Below are 18,175 nucleotides of genomic sequence, written 5' to 3' on the forward strand. Positions count from 1 at the left end.
CGCAAGTATCTTTGAAAATAGCGAAGAACGAGGAAGCTGTCCGATGAATGTCGGGCAGCTTTTTTGTTAGTCGGCTTTTCACATCGAGGCAGGCTTTCCGCGGGCGTGGCTCGAGCCTGTAGTCTTTCGCTCACGCTTTTCCCGCAGGAGTCCGCCTCTTGTTTCGAGCCTCGTTCGCAATCTAAATTTCGATCACCCTATATATACAAATAAAAAGGTTGTGTTCACGTCCATTTGACATGTAACACAACCTCATCTTTTACATATTCACATCGTAATCCATACCGAAATATTTCGGCACCATCGTTTCATACACTTGCCCATCAATTTCATGGCGCAGTCGCTTCACTTCGATGTGGAAGTAATCTAAAATATTTTGCTCGGTCATTATGTCTGACACTTGCCCGGTAATGACCGGCTGATCTTTTGCGACCATGAGCACTTTGTCGCCGAAGTAAAACGCATGATTCGCATAGTGCGTATTAATGATGCACGCTAAGCCGCGTTCCTTCACGAGCTTTTTAATCGTTTGTAAAATAATTTTTTGCTTATGAATGTCTAAATGCGACTCCGGTTCATCAAGCACTAAAATTTCTGGCTCCGCAACGAGTGTGCGCGCGATTAACGCAAGCTGCAGCTCCCCGCCACTTACCGCTGTACACGGCTGCTCTGCTAAATGCGCAATGCCAACAAGATCCAGACATTCAAGCGCTAGCTCACGGTCACGCTTCGTCGGCTGAGCGAACGCACCGATATACACCGCACGCCCCATCGTCACTAAATCTAAAATCGAGTAGCTAAACGTCATGCGCGATGCTTGCGGCACGTAGCCAATTTTACGCCACACTTCCTTTTGCGACATCGCAGTTAACGGCTTGCCATCTAATAACGTTGCGCCCTTTTGCCACTCAAGTAAACCCATCATACATTTAAGCATCGTCGTCTTCCCTGCACCGTTTGGACCGAGAATTGATAAAATTTCACCTGGATGCAGCTCGAAGTTAATGTCGTTATTGTATAAAAACGACACGTCCTTTTTCGCGCGCCCTTTTTTCGGATAAAAATAGTTGCCATCTTTGACCGTTAAAATCATCCCCAGCCACCTCCTGTTTTACGCAGTAAGTATGCAAAAAATGGTGCGCCGATAATTGCCGTTAAAATCGATAACGGAATTTCCGCCGCCGTTAAGCTGCGCGCTAAATTATCGATAATGAGCAAGTAACACGCACCGATTGAAATCGACGCAGGCAGCACGTACTGGTTGTTACTGCCAACAATCATGCGCGCAATATGCGGAATAATTAAACCGACCCAGCCGATAATGCCGGCAATCGATACGGCCGCTGCTGTAATCAATGTCGCCCCCGCAATCACGAGCCATTTGAGCTTCGTCACCGAAATGCCAAGCGAGCGCGCCTCCTCTTCTGATAGCGATAAAATGTTTAAGCGCCAGCGCAGTAAATAGAGCACGATCATACCGATTAAAATGAGCGGTCCGCCGACGAATAAATCTTGATACGTCGCCGTTCCTAAGCTACCCATTAACCAATACGTAATCGACGGCAGCTTTTCCTCAGGGTCCGCCAAAAACTTCACGAGCGAAATGAACGCTTGGAACAATGCACTCGTTACCGTCCCTGCTAAAACGAGCATAAAAATTGGCATGTCGCGTCGTACACCACCAATTAAAAATGTAAATCCGATTGCGCACATCCCCATGACAAGCGCAAACATTTGCATCGTAAAGCCTGTGCCAAATAATAAAATACCGATCGATGCACCGAAGCCTGCACCTGCTGAAACGCCTAAAATGTCCGGGCTTACAAGCGGGTTTGCAAACATCCCTTGGAACGCCGCACCGGCAATCGCTAAACCACCACCGATGAGCATTGCGAGTAAAATACGCGGCAGACGCACGTTCATCACAACCGTTTCTTCCACTTGTGACCACGTTTGTTCAATCGGGAAAACTTGTGATAATAAAATTTTCATTTGCACGATAAAGTCGACTTCATAGCGACCGACTCCGATCGATGCGAGCGCTAACACTACTGGTAACAGAAGCAGCAGCGCTTTCAGTAATTTTGACTTCATTCGTGTAATAGCCACCTTTGTTCATCTTTGTTTCATAACAAGAAATGTGCGTGAAGCGATATCACTTCCGCACAATTTCTGTTGTATATGTTCGTTATTTAACAATTGCTCTTCATGTCGAGGCACGCTTTTCCCGCTGGAGTCCTCTCATTCCGAGCAATGTTTCTATGTCCGCTATCATATAGTAACTGACATAGAATTGAATTTGCTTTTTAGTATTTCGCCGCTTCTGAAGATGGATTTAAAATGCTGTGCACTTCCTCATCTGTTAGCTCGTAGTCGTAGTAGCGGCTGTAATAATCTTTAATTTCCGCTTCGATTTCATACGTAAACAGCTCTGGGTGCAGCTTTTGCGCCATCCATTTTAACATGAGTGGTGCATCTCCACTTGGCGGATACCAGCGATAAATTCCTAAAGGCATTTTGTACACCTTTTTGTCTTGTACTGCCTTTACTTCGCTCCAGTCTTGCCCTTCAAATGCGTTGTTATATAAGTCTTCTGGCTGCGTTTCCGTGAAGTTCGTAATGAAGATGATGTCTGGATTCATCTCATACACTTGCTCCATGTTGATCGCTTTAATGCCATCAATGCCTGCTTCTGCTGCAACGTCAATACCACCTGTTGCGTTTAACCAGCGATTGCCGTGCATGTTCGTGCCAGCTGTCGAAATTTCGCCGTCGTTATGATATTGCAGGAAAAATACACGCGGTTTGTCCGCATCGGTTACGCCTGCTTCAGCGAGCGTATCGTTAATCATTTGCTGGTTCGCCTCTGCCTCTGCTAAAATTTCGTCTGGGCGCTCTGTCGTACCAGTAATGTCACCTGTGATCGCTAACCAACGTTTAAACGTATCAAGCGGGTCAAGCGTTGTCGTGTTCGTATCAAGTGCGACCGTTGTAATACCGGTTTCAGCTAGCTTGTTCACCGTTTTTTCTTGTGCTGCCGCTTCAAAAAACACATCTGGCTCAAGCGTCATTAATTGCTCAACATTCACTTCACCATTTTCAATGAAATTCGTTTTCGCATCCGTAATGCTCGGTGAAATTTCCTTTAAAATCGAGTGCGCTGCGGCGTTATATGAGTTCGGATGAATGCCGACAATTTCGTCCGTTGAGTTTGTTGCGACAAACCACGTTGAGAAGTACGGTAAAACACTGCCCATTACGACACGCTCAGTGCTGTTAATTTCCACTTCACGATTTAATTCATCCACAATGATGCGGCTTTCTGCTGTTAATTCTAGTTCATCGCTTACATTTTCTTCGACGGTTTCGTTATTGCACGCTGCTAACAATAATGTCGTAAGCGCTGCTGTTGCTAAAAATCTGTATTTTCGTTTCATGCTGTCTATTGCCTCACTTTTTACGTTTTGCCTAAATTTATTATCCCGCCATCAATTGAGAATGACTTTCAACATCAACGATTCTATAGTATTCTCAACGCTTCGTCAATGTTTTTCCCTTCAATTTTCAAATTATATTTCATGTCAAATTATGTTTTTTTGCCAAATTCATCGTACTTTTTTGCGCTACTTCTTTTGACGACAGAGCCATTCGTGCTATGATGACATCAACATAAGGAGGATTTATGATGAAAGACCTTTTATTTATTGATCCAGGGCATGCGTTTGGTGTCGACAATTGGCACGACCCATTTATGCAACAACATTTTCACTTCATCGATATGTACGAGCTTGAGCATACCGATCTAACGCCATTTAAAGCGATCATCGTGCACGATTTCGTCGACCAAATTCATTTAAAAGCGCATCAACATATTATCGAAAATTATTTAAACGCCGGCAACATTATCGTTTGGAGCGGGCATTTAACGGAAAGCTGGCTACCAGGCTGTGCACCGTTTACCCCAAAGACGATTGTGCAGTTTTCAGATTACAACATATCGTTCGTGCAGCCGCACCCTGTATTTGACGGCGTAACGACCGACGATATGACGCTGAATAAAGGTGTCGCAGGCTTTTTTGCACGCGGGGCGCATTTGCCGATCCCACCACATGCAGAAAGTTTACTAACGCTGCCAGACGGTTTTGTAACGACGTATATCGACCGCCATTCAACGCGCGGTACAATTTTTGTCCATGCAGGGCGCGATTTGTTCGCACAGCGCAACCAAAACAAAACGACAGACCGCATTCATACGCAGCTGCTGCAATGGATTTACGATGAGCATGCGGCGATTGGAGGGCGACACGATGCGTAAAATTGCAGTCATTTTTAGCGGCAATGCCCCACATAGCGTGACGTTTAACGAACCAAAATATAAGCAGTATATCAACGAGCTCATTTATTTACCGAAGCTTGCCGAAACGGATTTGAGCGACTTTGACGTGCTATACATTCCGTCGCAGCTCAACAAGCGCATGCTGCTAGCGAACAAAGACAAAATTATCGCGTTTGCCGAAGCTGGCGGCATCGTCTGTGCATTCGGTCCACAGCCGTGGGAATGGCTCCCGAATCAAAAGTGGGAAGACCGCGAAACGAACTTTTGGTGGTGGCTAGAAAAAGGCGCGGACTCAGGCTTACGCTTAACAAATCCACAGCACGATTTATTTTCGAACTATTTAACGCTAGCGGACGCGACGTGGCATCAACACGGCGTTTTTTGGCCAGTGGACGGTGCGGACGTGCTCGTATCAACAGTTGATGGTGGTGCAGTACTTTACGTCGACAAAGTGAGCACGAACGGCACGTGGATCATCACAACGCTTGACCCCGATTATCATTTCGGCTCATATTTCATGCCCGCGACGGAGCGCTTTTTAGATGGCTTCTTCCCGTGGCTTGCGAACGGACAGCTGTAAACGAAACGAGCCGAGTGCAGTTTACTACTACACTCGGCTCTTTCTTTATGCTAAATACATTTCACAGCGCGCTGTCACTTCATCAATCGCAGCTTGTAGCGTTTCTTGCAGCGATGAAAACGTAGCAGAAATGTGCGGCAAACTCGCATCGGCACTTGCGACAACTTGTTGAATCGGTGGTACACGCCCGTCTGTAAAACGAATTTCAAAGCGATATGCACCGTTTAATAAATCGTGTACAAAAATGTTTGCGACATCTTCCCCTCGAAATTGAAAACTATATTGCTTCACTTCATATAACGCGTCATGTTCATGTGTATGATTAAAATACATCGCCATCACCTTTCTTATTCCATACGTTTTGCAATGAAAATTATGCATTGTTGTATGTACTATACCCATTGCAACGTATTTTATTACTGCTCATGAAAAAAGCGCCACGACAATTGTCGCAGCGCTCTATTCATTAGCTCATCCATTTTGGCGGTGTATCTTTCGCCCAAAAAATGTCCGCTAACGTGTAATGTGTCATGAAATCGTCTTCCACTGTATGGTAATGGAAGTTGTAGTAATAGCCGTCTAATGCGCGCTTGTCTGTACGCACATGGAAGCGAATGACGTCTTCACCTGTTTGTTCGTTGTAAATGTGAAAAATCTTTTCTGCATACGCTCCAGATGGCGTTTCTGTAATGGCAAGCTGTGATAAATCGGTATCGCTCATACGCTCAACGGTTGCGCTAATCGCTTCCTCTATTTTCGGGAAGACGACTTGTTCAAATTCGCGTTCAATTTTTGGTGCAATGCGCGTTCCGAATTTTACATACGCTTGCTCACGCGCCGCTTCGACTAATTGCTGTTTCAGTTGCTCTTTCGAAATGAGGACGGGCTCGATCGGTCGATGTTCATAATGCTCTGTTTGTTCTGTATATGTAGGTGCAGCAGCTGCAACCGTTTTCGTTTTATGATCAAATGCGTCCCAAATTTCGTGCGTCGGCGTAATTGAGCCAAGAGTAATCATTGCGACCGTAATCATAAGCCCTTTTTGTAACCACTTTTTCACAAAATCACCTGCTTATTTAGTATCGTCTTACTACAAGCGTGTTGATTAGCCAATCAATTGGCAGCAGCGTATTGCCATTAATATGCAGCATTTATTTCCAGATGGTTGCTAAAAACAACCGATTTCACTGTATATAAATGGCTAATCAACAGACCTGGTCTTACTACTTATTAATACGTCAATATAGAAAAAAGGTTTCAATTGTTTTCAAGCAGTTGTATAATATTACTAAGCAATACGTTATTGTAGCACGTCTTTCGTTAGCTCTTCATTACTTTGTAAAGGGGTTTTGCACATGACAACGTGGATTACAATCGGTTTACTCGCAATGCTTGGCTATTTCATGTCACTATCATTTACAAATTAAATTGGACAAGGGGTGCTCGCGATTAGCGAACACCCCTTTAGTATTTAATAGATAACCAATTCGATTCATGTTTCAACCCACTCATCTGGGGAAGTCTGTCGTTTGGATTGTTCGAGACATGCTCGGTTTTAGCAAACGATCAGTTGAAAATATAATAATAAGTTGCCTTATGTTAACTGTATAGCCGCAGTATCATTCCACTGTTTATGTTCTAACTTAAGCAACGCAATCCCTACCTACTTTTGCGTCCTTGCAGCCCCGAAGCATGCGCCAGTGTGAATAAGTATCAAAGAAAATATTCAGCGAAATGCCGAATCGAATGTTGCTACCTAAAATAGCACATCTCTTATTATAGCACATTACGTATTTTTGTCAAATTATGACTCGTAGCGCACCGTCGTATCCCCCCTTTGTGCTGTATACGTTACAGTCATTGTACCGCGAGCGCCATAAAAAAGAAGTGCCAAAGCGTGTTGTCACGTTTGGCACTTCTGTAAAACGGCTCATCCTGTTGTCTTTTCCCATACACCGTAATGAAACTTTGCGCTATCGCGTCGCTGCTGCTCAAAGTCATATTGCGTAAAGAGCGCTGACGTATAATGCGCCTTTAATACGACGCGGCATTTCGCAACACGCTTCGCCTCGTTTACCCATTCGGTCGTGAGCGCAAAATGCTCGCCCGCTTCACGCAATGCCGTAAAGTTCGTCGATTCCTCGATCACTTGCTCAAACATCGGATCGATATATACGACGTCAAAGCTGTTATCGGCACACGTACGTAAATACGCAACCGCTTCAGACGACACGACTTCAATGATGCGCATGCAGCTCGTCAGCGGTAGCTCGGTCGTGTCGTACGTCTTCATTCCTTCACGAACGATGAAGGCGACGTTGTCATTTGCTTCAACGCCGACAACGCGACCAGAAGTACCGACGACAAACGCTGCCACTAAGCTGTCCGAGCCAATGCCGAGCGTACAATCTAAAAAGCTCATGCCCGCTTCAAGCTTTGTCGCCTCAAGCAGTGGCTCATGCTCGCCACGTGCGATGCGCTTTAGGCGAAATGCGGCAGAGTTCGGATGAAAGAAAAACGGCTCCGCAGCATCTTTTGCAAAGTATTCATAACGCGTTTTCCCTGCAACGAGCACGTGCGCATCATACTCGCGGCTCAATTTTTGCACCGAGCGCTTGTTACGTGGTACAACGCGACATTGCAAGCAGTCCGCTGCATAACGAGCGAGCGCCTCTGATTGTGCATCAGGGCGCCCGGCTGTTGTAACGATTGTTATTCCGCGCATACTTGCTTTAATACGTCTGTTAAATGCGCTTTAATTTGTTCCATCGGGTAACCTTCGATGTTTTCGCGTGGAATGAAGTACGCTAATTGCCCGTCCTTTAAAATGGCCATTGATGGTGAGCTCGGTGGCACTTCGTCAAAGTAGCCGCGCATTGCAGCTGTTGCTTCTGGATCTTGACCTGCAAATACTGTTACTAAATTATCGACTGACACTTCTTGAGCTGCTTCACGCGCTGCTGGACGTGCTAAACCTGCTGCACAGCCACATACTGAGTTAATGACTACTAAAGTCGTACCTTTCGTTTCTGCCATAAATTCGTGTACGGCATCAGCTGTCGTTAATTCTGTAAAGCCTGCTTCTGCTAATTCTGCACGCATTGGGCGCACTACTTGTTTCATATATTCATCGTAAGCGTTCATGTCATTACCTTCTTTCGTTTTGTTTCACAATGCCCATTATAGCAAGGTTTTTCGCTGTTGTACAAACATTGCGATTCGTTTTCCTACCCATCTATTACCCATGAAACGTAAAAACATGTATAATAAAAGTAAGAACTTTCAGATTTTTGTAGTTAGGAGGATTACATATGCTCATTCGAAAATTAACAACAGACGATATTGATCAATATTACGAGCTACGTTTACAAGCACTGCAGCACAATCCAGAGGTGTTTGGCTCCACGTACGAGCGCGAAATTAATTACTCCTCTGAGCGCATTTTAGCCCATTTAGAGCCGATTGATAACGAGCAATTTATTATCGGTGCCTTCGATGCAGAAAAAAAATTAATCGGCATCGTGTCGTTTCGTCGTGAACGCAGCCCAAAAATGCGTCATAAAGGCGTCGTGTACGGCATGTATGTATTACCTGAAATTCGCAATCAATCAGTCGGCTTGCAGCTGCTTATGCATTTCGTGCGCGAATGTGAAATGATCGAAGGGCTCGAGCGTCTGAACTTAAGCGTCGTGTCGACAAATGAGAGCGCCATCGCCTTATATGAGAAAGTCGGCTTCGAGCATTACGGACATGAAAAGCGTGCACTGAAATATTTAAACAATTATTACGATGAAAACTTAATGGTCATTGATGTCGATAAAGTGCATATTTTTTAGCACAAAAAAAGGGGTGTACGAGCAAATTTGCTCATACACCCCTTTTGTCATTCCTTCACACCAATTACCGTTGCATAATGAATAATACCTTGCTGCAGCGCGCGTCTTGCTGCCTCCTCTGCCGCTTCCTTCGTCGCATATTTCCCCGACTGCACGCGGTATGCATTCGCATCACTACATACGTCGTAACCCATTTTATGCTGAAACGAATACGCTGCAAGTGCTTGCTCAATGCGCTGTAAAAATGATGCCCATCGCCCTTCTGCTCGAATGCGGTGCGGGCAGTTTTTTTGCGACCAGTCGTAATGCTGCTTCACGCGGTCAATGCCCCAGCCGTACGTATTGAGCAGCTGCGCGATGTAATGTACCGCATTTTGCTCGGCTTGCTCATACCGTTTACCGCCCGACTTCGAGTAACAAATTTCAATCGCAATCGACGTGCGGTTTCCTTTGCCATCCTTGCCGTCACCTGCATGAAACGCATTGCGCGTATACGGAATCGCTTGAATGATTTCGATGTCATCAATCGCCGTATGAAACGACACGTAATGGGCATTTGTTGCCATGTACTGAATTTCGTTTGCTGCGGAAGCGTCGTTTGCGGTGTTATGCACAGTGATTGACGTCGGTGTCATCGCATACGGACATTTTTTCGCATATTGACTGCTTGCGACTAAGCGCTGTAAAAATACGACCATTGTTCTCCCCCCTTTTTCCGCTTGTATATAGAGTGCTTTCGTTCGAAAAAGGACGCATTTTTACATTTTGTTCATTTCGATACTTTTTGCCCTGTTATTACTTTATACTATCCTTATCATAAAATTATTAACAAGAGGAAGTTCACCTGTGAAAAAAAAATCTTCAAAACGCCCTATTTTTTTAATGATTGCAACTGTGATTTTGTGCATGCCACTTATTTGGCTTGCGAACAACTATTTCGTGCTAGAGCGCGCCTTTGACAACATGATCGATGGCGACGAGACGAACATTGCACTCGCCGCTTCAAAGCAAGAGGGCTTTTCTTCTGACAAGCGTCAAACGATTCGCCCATTTTCTGTGCTGCTGCTCGGTGTCGATGAACGTGAACACGACGTCGGACGCAGCGACACGATGATCGTGCTAACAGTAAACCCGGCACTCGGCACGATGAAAATGCTGAGCATACCGCGCGATACACGAGCAGAAATTGTTGGACTCGGCACAGTCGAAAAAATAAATCACGCCTATGCGCACGGCGGTGTCGACATGGCGCGCGCAACGGTCGAAAACTTCCTGCAAATGCCGATTGATTTTTACGTTAAAGTAAATATGGAAGGCTTTTTACACGTCATTGACACATTTGACGGCGTAACGATTCATAACGATTTGGCACTGACGTATAAAGAGTACGACTTTGCAGAAGGTGCCATTGCGTTAACTGGCGAGGAGGCGCTCATTTATTCGCGCATTCGCTACGAGGACCCACGCGGCGATTTCGGACGCCAAACGAGACAACGATTGCTGCTGCAAGCAATTTTAGCAGAGGCACAGCAGCCAGCAAACGTGCTGCTAAAGCTTGATGATTTAATCGGCACGCTTGGCGAGAGCATTCGCATGAACTTTACGAAGGAGCAGCTCATGACGCTACTCATGCATTATCCTTCGTTTGAAAAAGACATTGAGCAGCTCCAGCTACAAAAAGGTACGGGGCAAACGATTGATGGGCTTTGGTATTACATTGTCGATGAAAACGAGCTGTATGACGTGCAGCAAACGCTACAGCAGCACCTCGACGCAACATGAAGAAATGCCGGTGGATCAAAACGTTCCACAGGCATTTTTCACGTTTGTGCGACGTCAATTTTTTACTACGATAAATTGTAACGAGCCGCAATGTCATTTAACGTTTGAATGAGTTCTTGATTGCCGTAATTGCGCGCGATGAAAATTTCAATTAATAGCGCGCGTACTTCCGCTTCAGGCAATTCGTTTAATAATGCCGTAATTTGCTGTGGGGATACGATAAAAATCCACTCCTTCTGTAATGTTTTCATCGTTTCGTCACCGCAATATCGTTCTTTTTACAGCGATTGTTCGCAATGACGTTCATAATATCTTTATGCTACACGATGAAGGATTTATTTTCTAGAAGAATACTATACTTTACATGTATTTTTGTCTATATTTAAAGATGAGTATTTACAAAGGGGTTGACGATTTTGCGTTTTTTACAAATAATGAGTCTTTGTTTCCTTCTCTTTGTAACAATGAGTGTACCAGCGCACGCAACGTTTACAGATGTGCCAACGAGCAACCCGTACCATACGATGCTCGAGCAACTTGAAAAGGAACAAATTATCCAAGGATATAGTGACGGCTCATTTAGACCGAATGCGATTGTAACACGCGCTCACGTGGCGGTTATGATCAACCGAGCAGTGGATTTGCCTGTCATTCGTGAGGCGGCTACATTTGAGGATGTACCGACAACGTACCCATATTACGACGACATTCAAGCATTGTACCGAGCTGGTATTGTTGACGGTGCGAACGGAAAATTCAACCCGCGTTCCCAGTTAACACGTGGACAATTAGCAAAAATTTTAACGAATGTATTTCAATTACCTGAGCAAGAAACGACCGCCTTTCACGATGTACCACTTCATCACCAATTTAATTCAGCGGTTGGCGCACTCGTTGCCGCAAAAGCGACGACCGGCTACGCAAATGGTACATTCCGCCCGTCTGCTAAAGTAACACGTGAGCACTTCGCTGTTTTTTTCTATCGCCTACAGTTTGACGATACGTTGCCACTGTCAGACGTGGACATACCAAAACTCGAAAGCTATTTAAACAAGCTAACGAAAATCCAGACAAACTACGGCATGTTTTATGCTTCTCCGTCCGTGCCATATGACTACGTAAAACGATACGCAAACGCTTTTGCGCAGGAGGAGGCACATCAGCTGACGAAGTATATTGACGCACCACTCACATCGAAGCCTCGCTTTTTAGTGCTTGATTATGCGCAAGATTTGCCCGACTACGGTGGTGAAGTGTTACATGATGCGAACGTTTTAGGCTGGATTCACTCGTTAGAAAATGTCGTTGTGCTCACGACAAACTTGCAGCCGACACCGCTGAAAGTACCGGATTTAGCGCTGCTGAACCACGAATATTTCCATTGGCTTTTATTAAACGAGCTCGATATTCGCATTACAACACTTTGGGTAGAGGAAGCACTTGCAGATAATTTCGGCGCGCTATTTGAAGAAAATGAGGCGCGCTTTATTGACACGACGCTATTTGCAAAAGCGATTGCGAACATTCAAGAAGAAGGCTTCGTCAATCCGTACGACCCGTATAGCGCCGAATCAATCGCTGCGATCGCCCTGCTTGAGCAACAATTTGGCGCTGAGGCAATTAAACGCTACTTGCACCTTTGCCAGCAGATGGACGATGAAAAAGCATTTGCGCACGTGTTTAATATGTCATACAACAGCATGTTTGATTTAGTGAAAGATTATTTAAATGCATCGTAAAAAAGGTAGCTATCGCAATTGCGACGGCTACCTTTTTTGTTATAAATATTCTGTATCGCGCAGCTCAATTAATGTGCCTTCTGGTGCATACACTTTCGCAAGTTTACCACCTTCGACTTCATATACTGCGCCACCGTGCTTTTCACGAAACGCATAACCTGCTTGCTGCAAGTCGCGCACCGCTTCGTCTAACGCATCTACCCAAAGGCAAAAATGCGCTAAGCCGAGCTGATTCGTATTGCTCGCCGGTAATACTTCGCCCGCTTTTGGCGTTTGCAGCTCAATGTAAAATGTACCGAGTGCAAGCCAGCTATTGTAGTCGCGCGTATGGAAGTTTTCGCTTTGTTCTTCTAGCGTAAAGCCTAGACGCTTATAAAACGCTAAGCTCGCCGCGTAATCGTTCGTTTGAATACAGACGTGATGGGCGCGTCGCTTCATGCCATTTCCCTCCATTAAAACGGATTTGTGTTCACGAAGCTTGCCATTTTCACGTACATGCGCTGTGGTAATTGCAGCTGTGCTACGATGTACTGCGCTAAATCAGCAGGGTGCATCATTTGCTCTTTTTTGTCGTCGTTTACTAAGTTTGCGTACGTCGCAAGCTCTGTTACGATCGTGCTCGGTGCAAGTGCTGAAACGCGAATGTTGTTGCGGCGAACTTCTTGTGCTAACGACTCAGAGAAGCCGATGACCGCGAATTTTGATGCGCTGTACGCACTTGACGTACCTGCACCTGATAAGCCGCTCGTTGACGAAATGTTAATGATGTCGCCTGCATTTTTTTCGATTAATTGTGGTAATACGGCGCGCGTAATGTTGTACGTACCGAATAAGTTCACGTCGATAATTTCTTTCCAGCGCTGTGGATCCATATCAAGCACTGTACCGAATTCGCAAATGCCGGCGTTGTTAATTAAAATGTCCGCATCACCTAGCTGCTCTTTTAACGTCGCGATTGCTTCGTTTGCTGCATCGATGTTTGATACGTCTGCTGCTACGTACGCAACGTTCACGTTATATGCTTTTAACGCTTCTGCTGCTTGTTGTAAATGCGATTCTGTACGCGCGATTAACCCAACGTGTACACCTTCTTTTGCTAACGCTTCTGCAACGGCGCGACCGATACCACGTGCTGCCCCTGTAATAATCGCTGTTTTTCCTGCTAATGTTTGTGTCATCATAACCGCTCCTTTATGTAAAATACCTACCCCTATATTGTAACAAACTCCTCGTTCACTGTCGTCTAAATAACACTTTCTTTCGTTACAAGCGATTTCCTACAAAAAGCGCGCTACATATAGTAAACTGAATAGTTGACTAACACGAAATGAGGTGTACGATTGGTGGACAATTTTTTACATGCGGTGCAGCAATGTACGCTAAACATAACGACAAAAGCAAAAGACGCATTGGAAGCACTCTTTCCATCTGCGCACTTTTTATTTGATACACAAAAAGAACTGTTGACGTACGTCGAAAAACGCACATCGACAAAGCCTGGCGAAACGCATGTAACGCTTTATATCGACGCGCGCGAAAACCCGTTCATCGCCGCGCAGTTAAACGGGCGCATCGCCGTCTTAAACGCGGTGCTGCGTAATAGCGGCTTTTTAGCGACGAACTTTTACATTGCAGACAACCGCTTCCCGTTAAAAACGACGCGACGACTACACGCACGTATATCGCTGAACACGCACACGACGAACGCCGAAATGCCGATTCCATTTTACAAGGCGATGCGCCAGCTACCGGACGTCGAACTGCAGCAGCAAGTTATTAAAAAGCGCATTGCGAGCTGGGAAGGCTACTTGCACATTCAGGAGCAAAACGCGACGATTGACGACTTCTCAACAAAGTATGACGACTTCTCATGCAACGACGATTTCACGCGCATGACGCTATTTGTAACACAGCTTTCTCGTAAGGAGTGGCAGCAGCTAAAAAGCTTAAGCGCATCGATTCAGCAGTTTGGCGATGCAATCGGTGACGTCATCAATGTAAACGAGCGCCGCGGTACGATCGAGCTTGAGCTGCAGCAAAAAGCGACCGCCCTGTTACGTAAGCGCGTATTCCCGAAGCAAAAAGGCACAGTGACGTTTAGCAATTTTGCGAGCTTAAGCCAAATTCGCCGCTTGCGCCGAGGCTTTGACGACTTAGCAAAAGGCTACGCTGCAAACTCGAATTTAGAAGATTTATTGTTTGACGAAACGCCGCAAATCGAGCCGCCAAAAGAGCTCGTCAAACTTGACTTTAACAACGCATTGAATGAATTTCAGCAAGCGGCGGTCATCGGTGCGATGAGCGCAAACGACTTGTACTGTATTCAAGGGCCACCTGGTACAGGGAAAACGACCGTTATTGCTGAAATTTGCTATCAAAATGCAAAAGCTGGCTTAACGACACTCGTTGCGTCACAGTCCAATTTAGCAGTCGACAACGCGTTAAGTCGCCTGCTGAAGCATAAAGACATTCGCATATTGCGCTACGGTCGCACCGAAAGCATTGAAGAGGAAGGCAAAAAGTTTATCGAGGAAAATATCGGGCATTACTGGCTCGATACGACGAAAGCGGAAATGGCACGTCACCAATTTCAAGAGGGTGCGGAAAAAGAGGCGCTGCTTGTACAAAAAGAAACCGCTCAGCAAACGTTAGTCGCACTCGATTTGCGCATCCAAGTGTTGCACGACGCCATCTCTCAAAAAGCGACTGCCAAAATTGAGCTGCGCCGCTTAAATCAGCAGCTCTCTCCACTTCACGCTTCCGTCGATGAGCTTGCTACTGCCCGTAAACGATTAAAACAAGACGTGACGAAGCGCTCAAACGAATACAATAAAGTGTACCATCAACGCATTGAGCTTGAGCGCTACATCGACAATTCACTCGATGGCAAAACGCTGCTTCAAAAAATCGAGACGTTAAAGCACGCCATTCAGCAAACGCAAGCAAAGCGTACGTATTTATTAGAACGCGATAAGCTCGACGCACTCACGACACAGCTTCAGCAATTGCACGAAAGCGCCGCCGCTGCAGAGCGCAACTTGCACGCCGTTACCGAAACGTTACATGCGGTGCAGCATTGCGAAAATGCCGCCTCACTACAAGCGTTACTAACAGCGCATGCGATAACGTTATCCGCATTTTCGATGAACCGTTTGCACGTAGCGTATGAGGCAGAGCATCATGCACAACAGTTTATGCACCTAAAAAAAGTAAACACTCGCCTAATGAGCGCCATTACGTTTTTACAGCAACAGCTCGGAGATGTAGCACATACGATTTTGCCCGCATGGATTGGCAACGTGAGCATAGAGGATATTGACGAGCTACTAGACGATGTGAAGCAAACACTCGTTGCACAGCAGCGCGTCACATATGAGCAGCTTGCCGCCCATTTAGCGAAGCTGCTCGGTGCAAAGGAATCACTTAACACGCAAGGACGCGCCCTTAAAAGCGATGCAGACCGCTACGATCAGCTATGGAAAAGCGCCTATGCAACCGTCGCAAACGAGCTGCGAAATGAACGTGACGCATTACAGCGAAACGCAGCCCCACTGCAACAAGCGCTCGACACGTTAACAGCGCAGCACGACGATCAGCAGCAGCTACTTAGCACGTTCGCGGAAAAAATCGAACTGCCAATCGCCGAAACGCCACAAATGCTTGCTCTCCTTGCCAATGAATACGTAAACGACTACTCGACGCTACAAACGAGCTACGATACCGTAAAACAAAAGCAAGCGGAAGTCGAGCAGCTGCTACTAGTTGAACAGCCGTTAAAAGAAGCACACGACAAAGAGCGCGCATTACTCGACGACAATTTAGCGCAAGAAACTGCATTGCTTGAGCAAATCGACGCATTGGAGCAACAGCGCAATGACTATAAAGCAATGATCGCTGAAAACGTCGAAGAGCAGCTAGAGGAAGCCGAGCAACAAAAAATACAGGCGACCGAGCAGCTCCACATGATCGAGCAACAGCTAGCGGAATTGCCGAAAAAGCATGCCCTCCAACAAAAATGGCGTGACATGTTAAACGAAGCGACCGATTACGACTTAGACGAAATTAAAAAGCTATACATTAAACACGCAAACGTCATCGGCACGACATGTGTACAGTCAGCGCGCAAAGACTTTATCGACACGTACCCGCAGTTTGATGTTGTCATTATCGACGAAGTATCAAAGGCGACACCACCAGAGCTACTGCTACCGATGCTAAAAGGGAAAAAAATTATTCTCGTCGGCGACCACCATCAGCTCCCACCGCTTCTTGGCGACGACACGCTTGAAGAAACGCTCGAAGCAGTCATCGCCGAATCGAGCACGTTCGCACAAAAAGATGAGCTCGAGCAGCTGCTGCGCGAATCGTTATTTGAGCGCTTATTTAAAGCATTGCCGGCAACGAATAAGCAAATGCTTGCGATCCAGTATCGCATGCACGAGCACATTATGGCAGGGATTACACCGTTTTATGCGCACGAGCAAGGTGGCTTGCGCTGCGGTGTACCAGCTAATGCACGCGACCATTTATTAGAAGGACGCTTTATGACGCGCGACGATCATCTGCTTTGGCTTGACTTGCCGAGTGCCCCGCCATACTTTGAGCAGCGCGTAAAAGGTGGCAGCAGCTTGTTTAACGAAGGCGAGCTCGAAATCATTCGCGACGTATTACTCGATTTAAACGACGCGACAAAACGCGCGAAAGAAGCTGGACTCATGCCAGACGACGCACAAAAATCAGTCGGTGTCATTAGCTTTTACGGCGAACAGGTGAAAAAAATTACGCGCCTCATCCAGCAGGAGCTTCAATTGCCGCATTTACAGCTCCGCACTGGCACAGTCGATAAGTTCCAAGGTATGGAGATGGACGTTATACTTGTGAGCATGGTGCGTAACATACCAGAAGCACAAGGTCATATCGGCTTTGCACGCGATTACCGACGATTAAATGTTGCCGTATCTCGTGCGCGCGAGCTATGCATGATGATCGGTAGCGTTGATATGTTCACAAAAAAAGAGCGCCAGCCAAAAGCGCGCGCAATGTACGACACATTATATAAAACAGTTGCGCAGCAGCAAGGTGTGCGCAGCGTAATGGAGGTCATATAGTTGGATCAGCTAATAAAGCGACTGAAAAACGAAGTAATACGCACGAAAGACGCAAAGCTCGTTTCGACAACGACATTTACGATTCCGATGCAGCACATCTCACTCACGTATGCGCCTGTACAACGCCTGTCGATGGATATTTTAATGAAAATGCTGCTCATGGCATTTCATGAGCTGCACGTCACAGCACTCGAGCAAATAAGTGAGCTACTCGCTGTTGAGCATTTATTCGTCGCCGATTTAACTAACACGCTGCTTCGTAACGGGCTCGTAACACGTGAGGAAAACGATGTCTACACGTTAACAGCGCGCGGACAGCGGCAGCTCGCAGACGGTGTACTAGACGATGCGCTTGATGAGCAATCGCAGTTTCTTTTGTACAGCGCTCTTCACGATGCTTACTTTACAGAAAATGCCGATGCACTGCTTGATTTAGAGCTACCTGAGCCATATGAATACGTCGACGAGCCGAGCACGACCGAGCCGACTGTGCAGCACGACGTATTACTTGCGATATTACAGCAGCACCACGATACGAATAGCGACATGAAAACGTATGTCACATCAATTAAAGAAGCACGCGTTGCTGAAATTATTGAAGTGCCGTGCATCGCATTTGTGCTCTATAATGAACACGACGATGCGTTTTCTGCCCGTGTATGGAATACGTTGCTCAACCGCTACGATGATGTGCTAGAAACACATTACCGCGAGCATGCGATTGCCATTTGGCGTGAAACGTTACTGACATAACAAAAAGGGGGTGTGTTAAAGTTCATTCGACTTTTAACACA

Annotated in this window: 18 protein-coding genes; 7 read left to right on the top strand and 11 right to left on the bottom strand. The window is 46.0% G+C overall.

The window, feature by feature from the left end; translation table 11 throughout:
- Positions 1-259: 259 nt before the first annotated feature.
- The 3 genes from A6K76_RS09230 to A6K76_RS09240 form a co-directional block, all read right to left on the bottom strand.
- Positions 260-1,093, bottom strand: coding sequence for an ABC transporter ATP-binding protein (locus A6K76_RS09230; protein WP_066464334.1), 834 nt, complete (start codon positions 1,091-1,093; stop codon positions 260-262).
- Entirely contained in the window at positions 1,090-2,094 is a 1,005-nt protein-coding gene (locus A6K76_RS09235; RefSeq protein ID WP_066464341.1) for a FecCD family ABC transporter permease, read from the bottom strand. Before A6K76_RS09235 ends, A6K76_RS09230 begins: the two co-directional genes overlap by 4 nt.
- Before the next feature lie 212 nt (positions 2,095-2,306).
- A complete protein-coding gene (locus tag A6K76_RS09240) occupies positions 2,307-3,437 on the bottom strand; it encodes an ABC transporter substrate-binding protein (protein WP_066464343.1) in 1,131 nt (376 codons plus the stop codon).
- Positions 3,438-3,685: 248 nt separating this feature from the next.
- On the opposite strand from A6K76_RS09240, the gene A6K76_RS09245 reads away from it, so the two are divergent.
- On the top strand, positions 3,686-4,315 hold the full coding sequence (locus A6K76_RS09245) for a phosphate starvation-inducible protein PhoH (protein ID WP_245671973.1): 630 nt from the start codon (positions 3,686-3,688) through the stop codon (positions 4,313-4,315).
- Positions 4,308-4,916: a hypothetical protein gene (locus tag A6K76_RS09250; protein ID WP_066464347.1), complete on the top strand. Its 609-nt coding sequence runs from the start codon at positions 4,308-4,310 to the stop codon at positions 4,914-4,916. The genes A6K76_RS09245 and A6K76_RS09250 overlap by 8 nt, the downstream gene beginning before the upstream one ends.
- A 45-nt stretch (positions 4,917-4,961) precedes the next feature.
- Here A6K76_RS09250 and A6K76_RS09255 read toward each other — a convergent pair whose 3' ends face one another.
- The 4 genes from A6K76_RS09255 to A6K76_RS09270 all read right to left on the bottom strand — a co-directional run bounded on the left by A6K76_RS09255 (position 4,962) and on the right by A6K76_RS09270 (position 8,060).
- Complete coding sequence (locus tag A6K76_RS09255) at positions 4,962-5,249, bottom strand: hypothetical protein (RefSeq protein WP_139108678.1); 288 nt, start codon at positions 5,247-5,249, stop codon at positions 4,962-4,964.
- 133 nt (positions 5,250-5,382) lie between these two features.
- The gene (locus A6K76_RS09260; RefSeq protein ID WP_066464350.1) at positions 5,383-5,976 is read right to left on the bottom strand and encodes a YpjP family protein; all 594 of its coding nucleotides are present in this window, start codon (positions 5,974-5,976) and stop codon (positions 5,383-5,385) included.
- A gap of 870 nt (positions 5,977-6,846) precedes the next feature.
- Positions 6,847-7,641 (bottom strand): class I SAM-dependent methyltransferase, encoded by a 795-nt coding sequence (locus A6K76_RS09265; protein ID WP_066464352.1) that lies wholly within the window; start codon positions 7,639-7,641, stop codon positions 6,847-6,849.
- Positions 7,629-8,060 carry a BrxA/BrxB family bacilliredoxin gene (locus tag A6K76_RS09270; protein ID WP_066464354.1) on the bottom strand — a complete coding sequence of 144 codons (432 nt, stop codon included), beginning with the start codon at positions 8,058-8,060 and terminating at the stop codon, positions 7,629-7,631. The genes A6K76_RS09265 and A6K76_RS09270 overlap by 13 nt, the downstream gene beginning before the upstream one ends.
- Before the next feature lie 167 nt (positions 8,061-8,227).
- On the opposite strand from A6K76_RS09270, the gene A6K76_RS09275 reads away from it, so the two are divergent.
- Positions 8,228-8,752, top strand: coding sequence for a GNAT family N-acetyltransferase (locus tag A6K76_RS09275; protein WP_066464355.1), 525 nt, complete (start codon positions 8,228-8,230; stop codon positions 8,750-8,752).
- 47 nt (positions 8,753-8,799) lie between these two features.
- On the opposite strand, the gene A6K76_RS09280 is transcribed toward A6K76_RS09275, so the two are convergent.
- On the bottom strand, positions 8,800-9,450 hold the full coding sequence (locus tag A6K76_RS09280; RefSeq protein WP_066464360.1) for a peptidoglycan recognition protein family protein: 651 nt from the start codon (positions 9,448-9,450) through the stop codon (positions 8,800-8,802).
- A 148-nt stretch (positions 9,451-9,598) separates the two neighbouring features.
- Here A6K76_RS09280 and A6K76_RS09285 point away from each other — a divergent pair, with 148 nt between their 5' ends.
- Positions 9,599-10,534, top strand: coding sequence for an LCP family glycopolymer transferase (locus A6K76_RS09285; protein ID WP_245671974.1), 936 nt, complete (start codon positions 9,599-9,601; stop codon positions 10,532-10,534).
- Positions 10,535-10,599: 65 nt separating this feature from the next.
- Here the strand turns inward: A6K76_RS09285 and A6K76_RS09290 are convergent, their stop codons facing one another.
- The gene (locus tag A6K76_RS09290; protein ID WP_066464361.1) at positions 10,600-10,785 is read right to left on the bottom strand and encodes a hypothetical protein; all 186 of its coding nucleotides are present in this window, start codon (positions 10,783-10,785) and stop codon (positions 10,600-10,602) included.
- 165 nt (positions 10,786-10,950) lie between these two features.
- On the opposite strand from A6K76_RS09290, the gene A6K76_RS09295 reads away from it, so the two are divergent.
- A complete protein-coding gene (locus A6K76_RS09295; protein WP_083995368.1) occupies positions 10,951-12,273 on the top strand; it encodes an S-layer homology domain-containing protein in 1,323 nt (440 codons plus the stop codon).
- Positions 12,274-12,312: 39 nt separating this feature from the next.
- On the opposite strand, the gene A6K76_RS09300 is transcribed toward A6K76_RS09295, so the two are convergent.
- The gene (locus A6K76_RS09300; protein WP_066464365.1) at positions 12,313-12,711 is read right to left on the bottom strand and encodes a VOC family protein; all 399 of its coding nucleotides are present in this window, start codon (positions 12,709-12,711) and stop codon (positions 12,313-12,315) included.
- Positions 12,712-12,725: 14 nt separating this feature from the next.
- A complete protein-coding gene (locus tag A6K76_RS09305) occupies positions 12,726-13,451 on the bottom strand; it encodes a 3-ketoacyl-ACP reductase (RefSeq protein ID WP_066464367.1) in 726 nt (241 codons plus the stop codon).
- 165 nt (positions 13,452-13,616) lie between these two features.
- Here A6K76_RS09305 and A6K76_RS09310 point away from each other — a divergent pair, with 165 nt between their 5' ends.
- Positions 13,617-17,381: an AAA domain-containing protein gene (locus A6K76_RS09310; protein WP_139108679.1), complete on the top strand. Its 3,765-nt coding sequence runs from the start codon at positions 13,617-13,619 to the stop codon at positions 17,379-17,381.
- Positions 17,382-18,134 carry a hypothetical protein gene (locus tag A6K76_RS09315; RefSeq protein ID WP_066464372.1) on the top strand — a complete coding sequence of 251 codons (753 nt, stop codon included), beginning with the start codon at positions 17,382-17,384 and terminating at the stop codon, positions 18,132-18,134.
- Positions 18,135-18,175: the final 41 nt, after the last annotated feature.

Source organism: Caryophanon latum, from assembly GCF_001700325.1.
Taxonomy (GTDB): Bacteria; Bacillota; Bacilli; order Bacillales_A; family Planococcaceae; genus Caryophanon; species Caryophanon latum.

Excerpts from the sequence above, each read along its gene's own strand:
- A6K76_RS09250 (WP_066464347.1), top strand. The coding sequence starts at position 4,308 with ATGCGTAAAATTGCAGTCATTTTTAGCGGCAATGCCCCACATAGCGTG.
- A6K76_RS09230 (WP_066464334.1), bottom strand. The coding sequence starts at position 1,093 with ATGATTTTAACGGTCAAAGATGGCAACTATTTTTATCCGAAAAAAGGG.
- A6K76_RS09280 (WP_066464360.1), bottom strand. The coding sequence starts at position 9,450 with ATGGTCGTATTTTTACAGCGCTTAGTCGCAAGCAGTCAATATGCGAAA.
- A6K76_RS09275 (WP_066464355.1), top strand. The coding sequence starts at position 8,228 with ATGCTCATTCGAAAATTAACAACAGACGATATTGATCAATATTACGAG.
- A6K76_RS09245 (WP_245671973.1), top strand. The coding sequence starts at position 3,686 with ATGAAAGACCTTTTATTTATTGATCCAGGGCATGCGTTTGGTGTCGAC.
- A6K76_RS09240 (WP_066464343.1), bottom strand. The coding sequence starts at position 3,437 with ATGAAACGAAAATACAGATTTTTAGCAACAGCAGCGCTTACGACATTA.
- A6K76_RS09265 (WP_066464352.1), bottom strand. The coding sequence starts at position 7,641 with ATGCGCGGAATAACAATCGTTACAACAGCCGGGCGCCCTGATGCACAA.
- A6K76_RS09270 (WP_066464354.1), bottom strand. The coding sequence starts at position 8,060 with ATGAACGCTTACGATGAATATATGAAACAAGTAGTGCGCCCAATGCGT.
- A6K76_RS09255 (WP_139108678.1), bottom strand. The coding sequence starts at position 5,249 with ATGTATTTTAATCATACACATGAACATGACGCGTTATATGAAGTGAAG.
- A6K76_RS09300 (WP_066464365.1), bottom strand. The coding sequence starts at position 12,711 with ATGAAGCGACGCGCCCATCACGTCTGTATTCAAACGAACGATTACGCG.
- A6K76_RS09290 (WP_066464361.1), bottom strand. The coding sequence starts at position 10,785 with ATGAAAACATTACAGAAGGAGTGGATTTTTATCGTATCCCCACAGCAA.
- A6K76_RS09235 (WP_066464341.1), bottom strand. The coding sequence starts at position 2,094 with ATGAAGTCAAAATTACTGAAAGCGCTGCTGCTTCTGTTACCAGTAGTG.
- A6K76_RS09305 (WP_066464367.1), bottom strand. The coding sequence starts at position 13,451 with ATGACACAAACATTAGCAGGAAAAACAGCGATTATTACAGGGGCAGCA.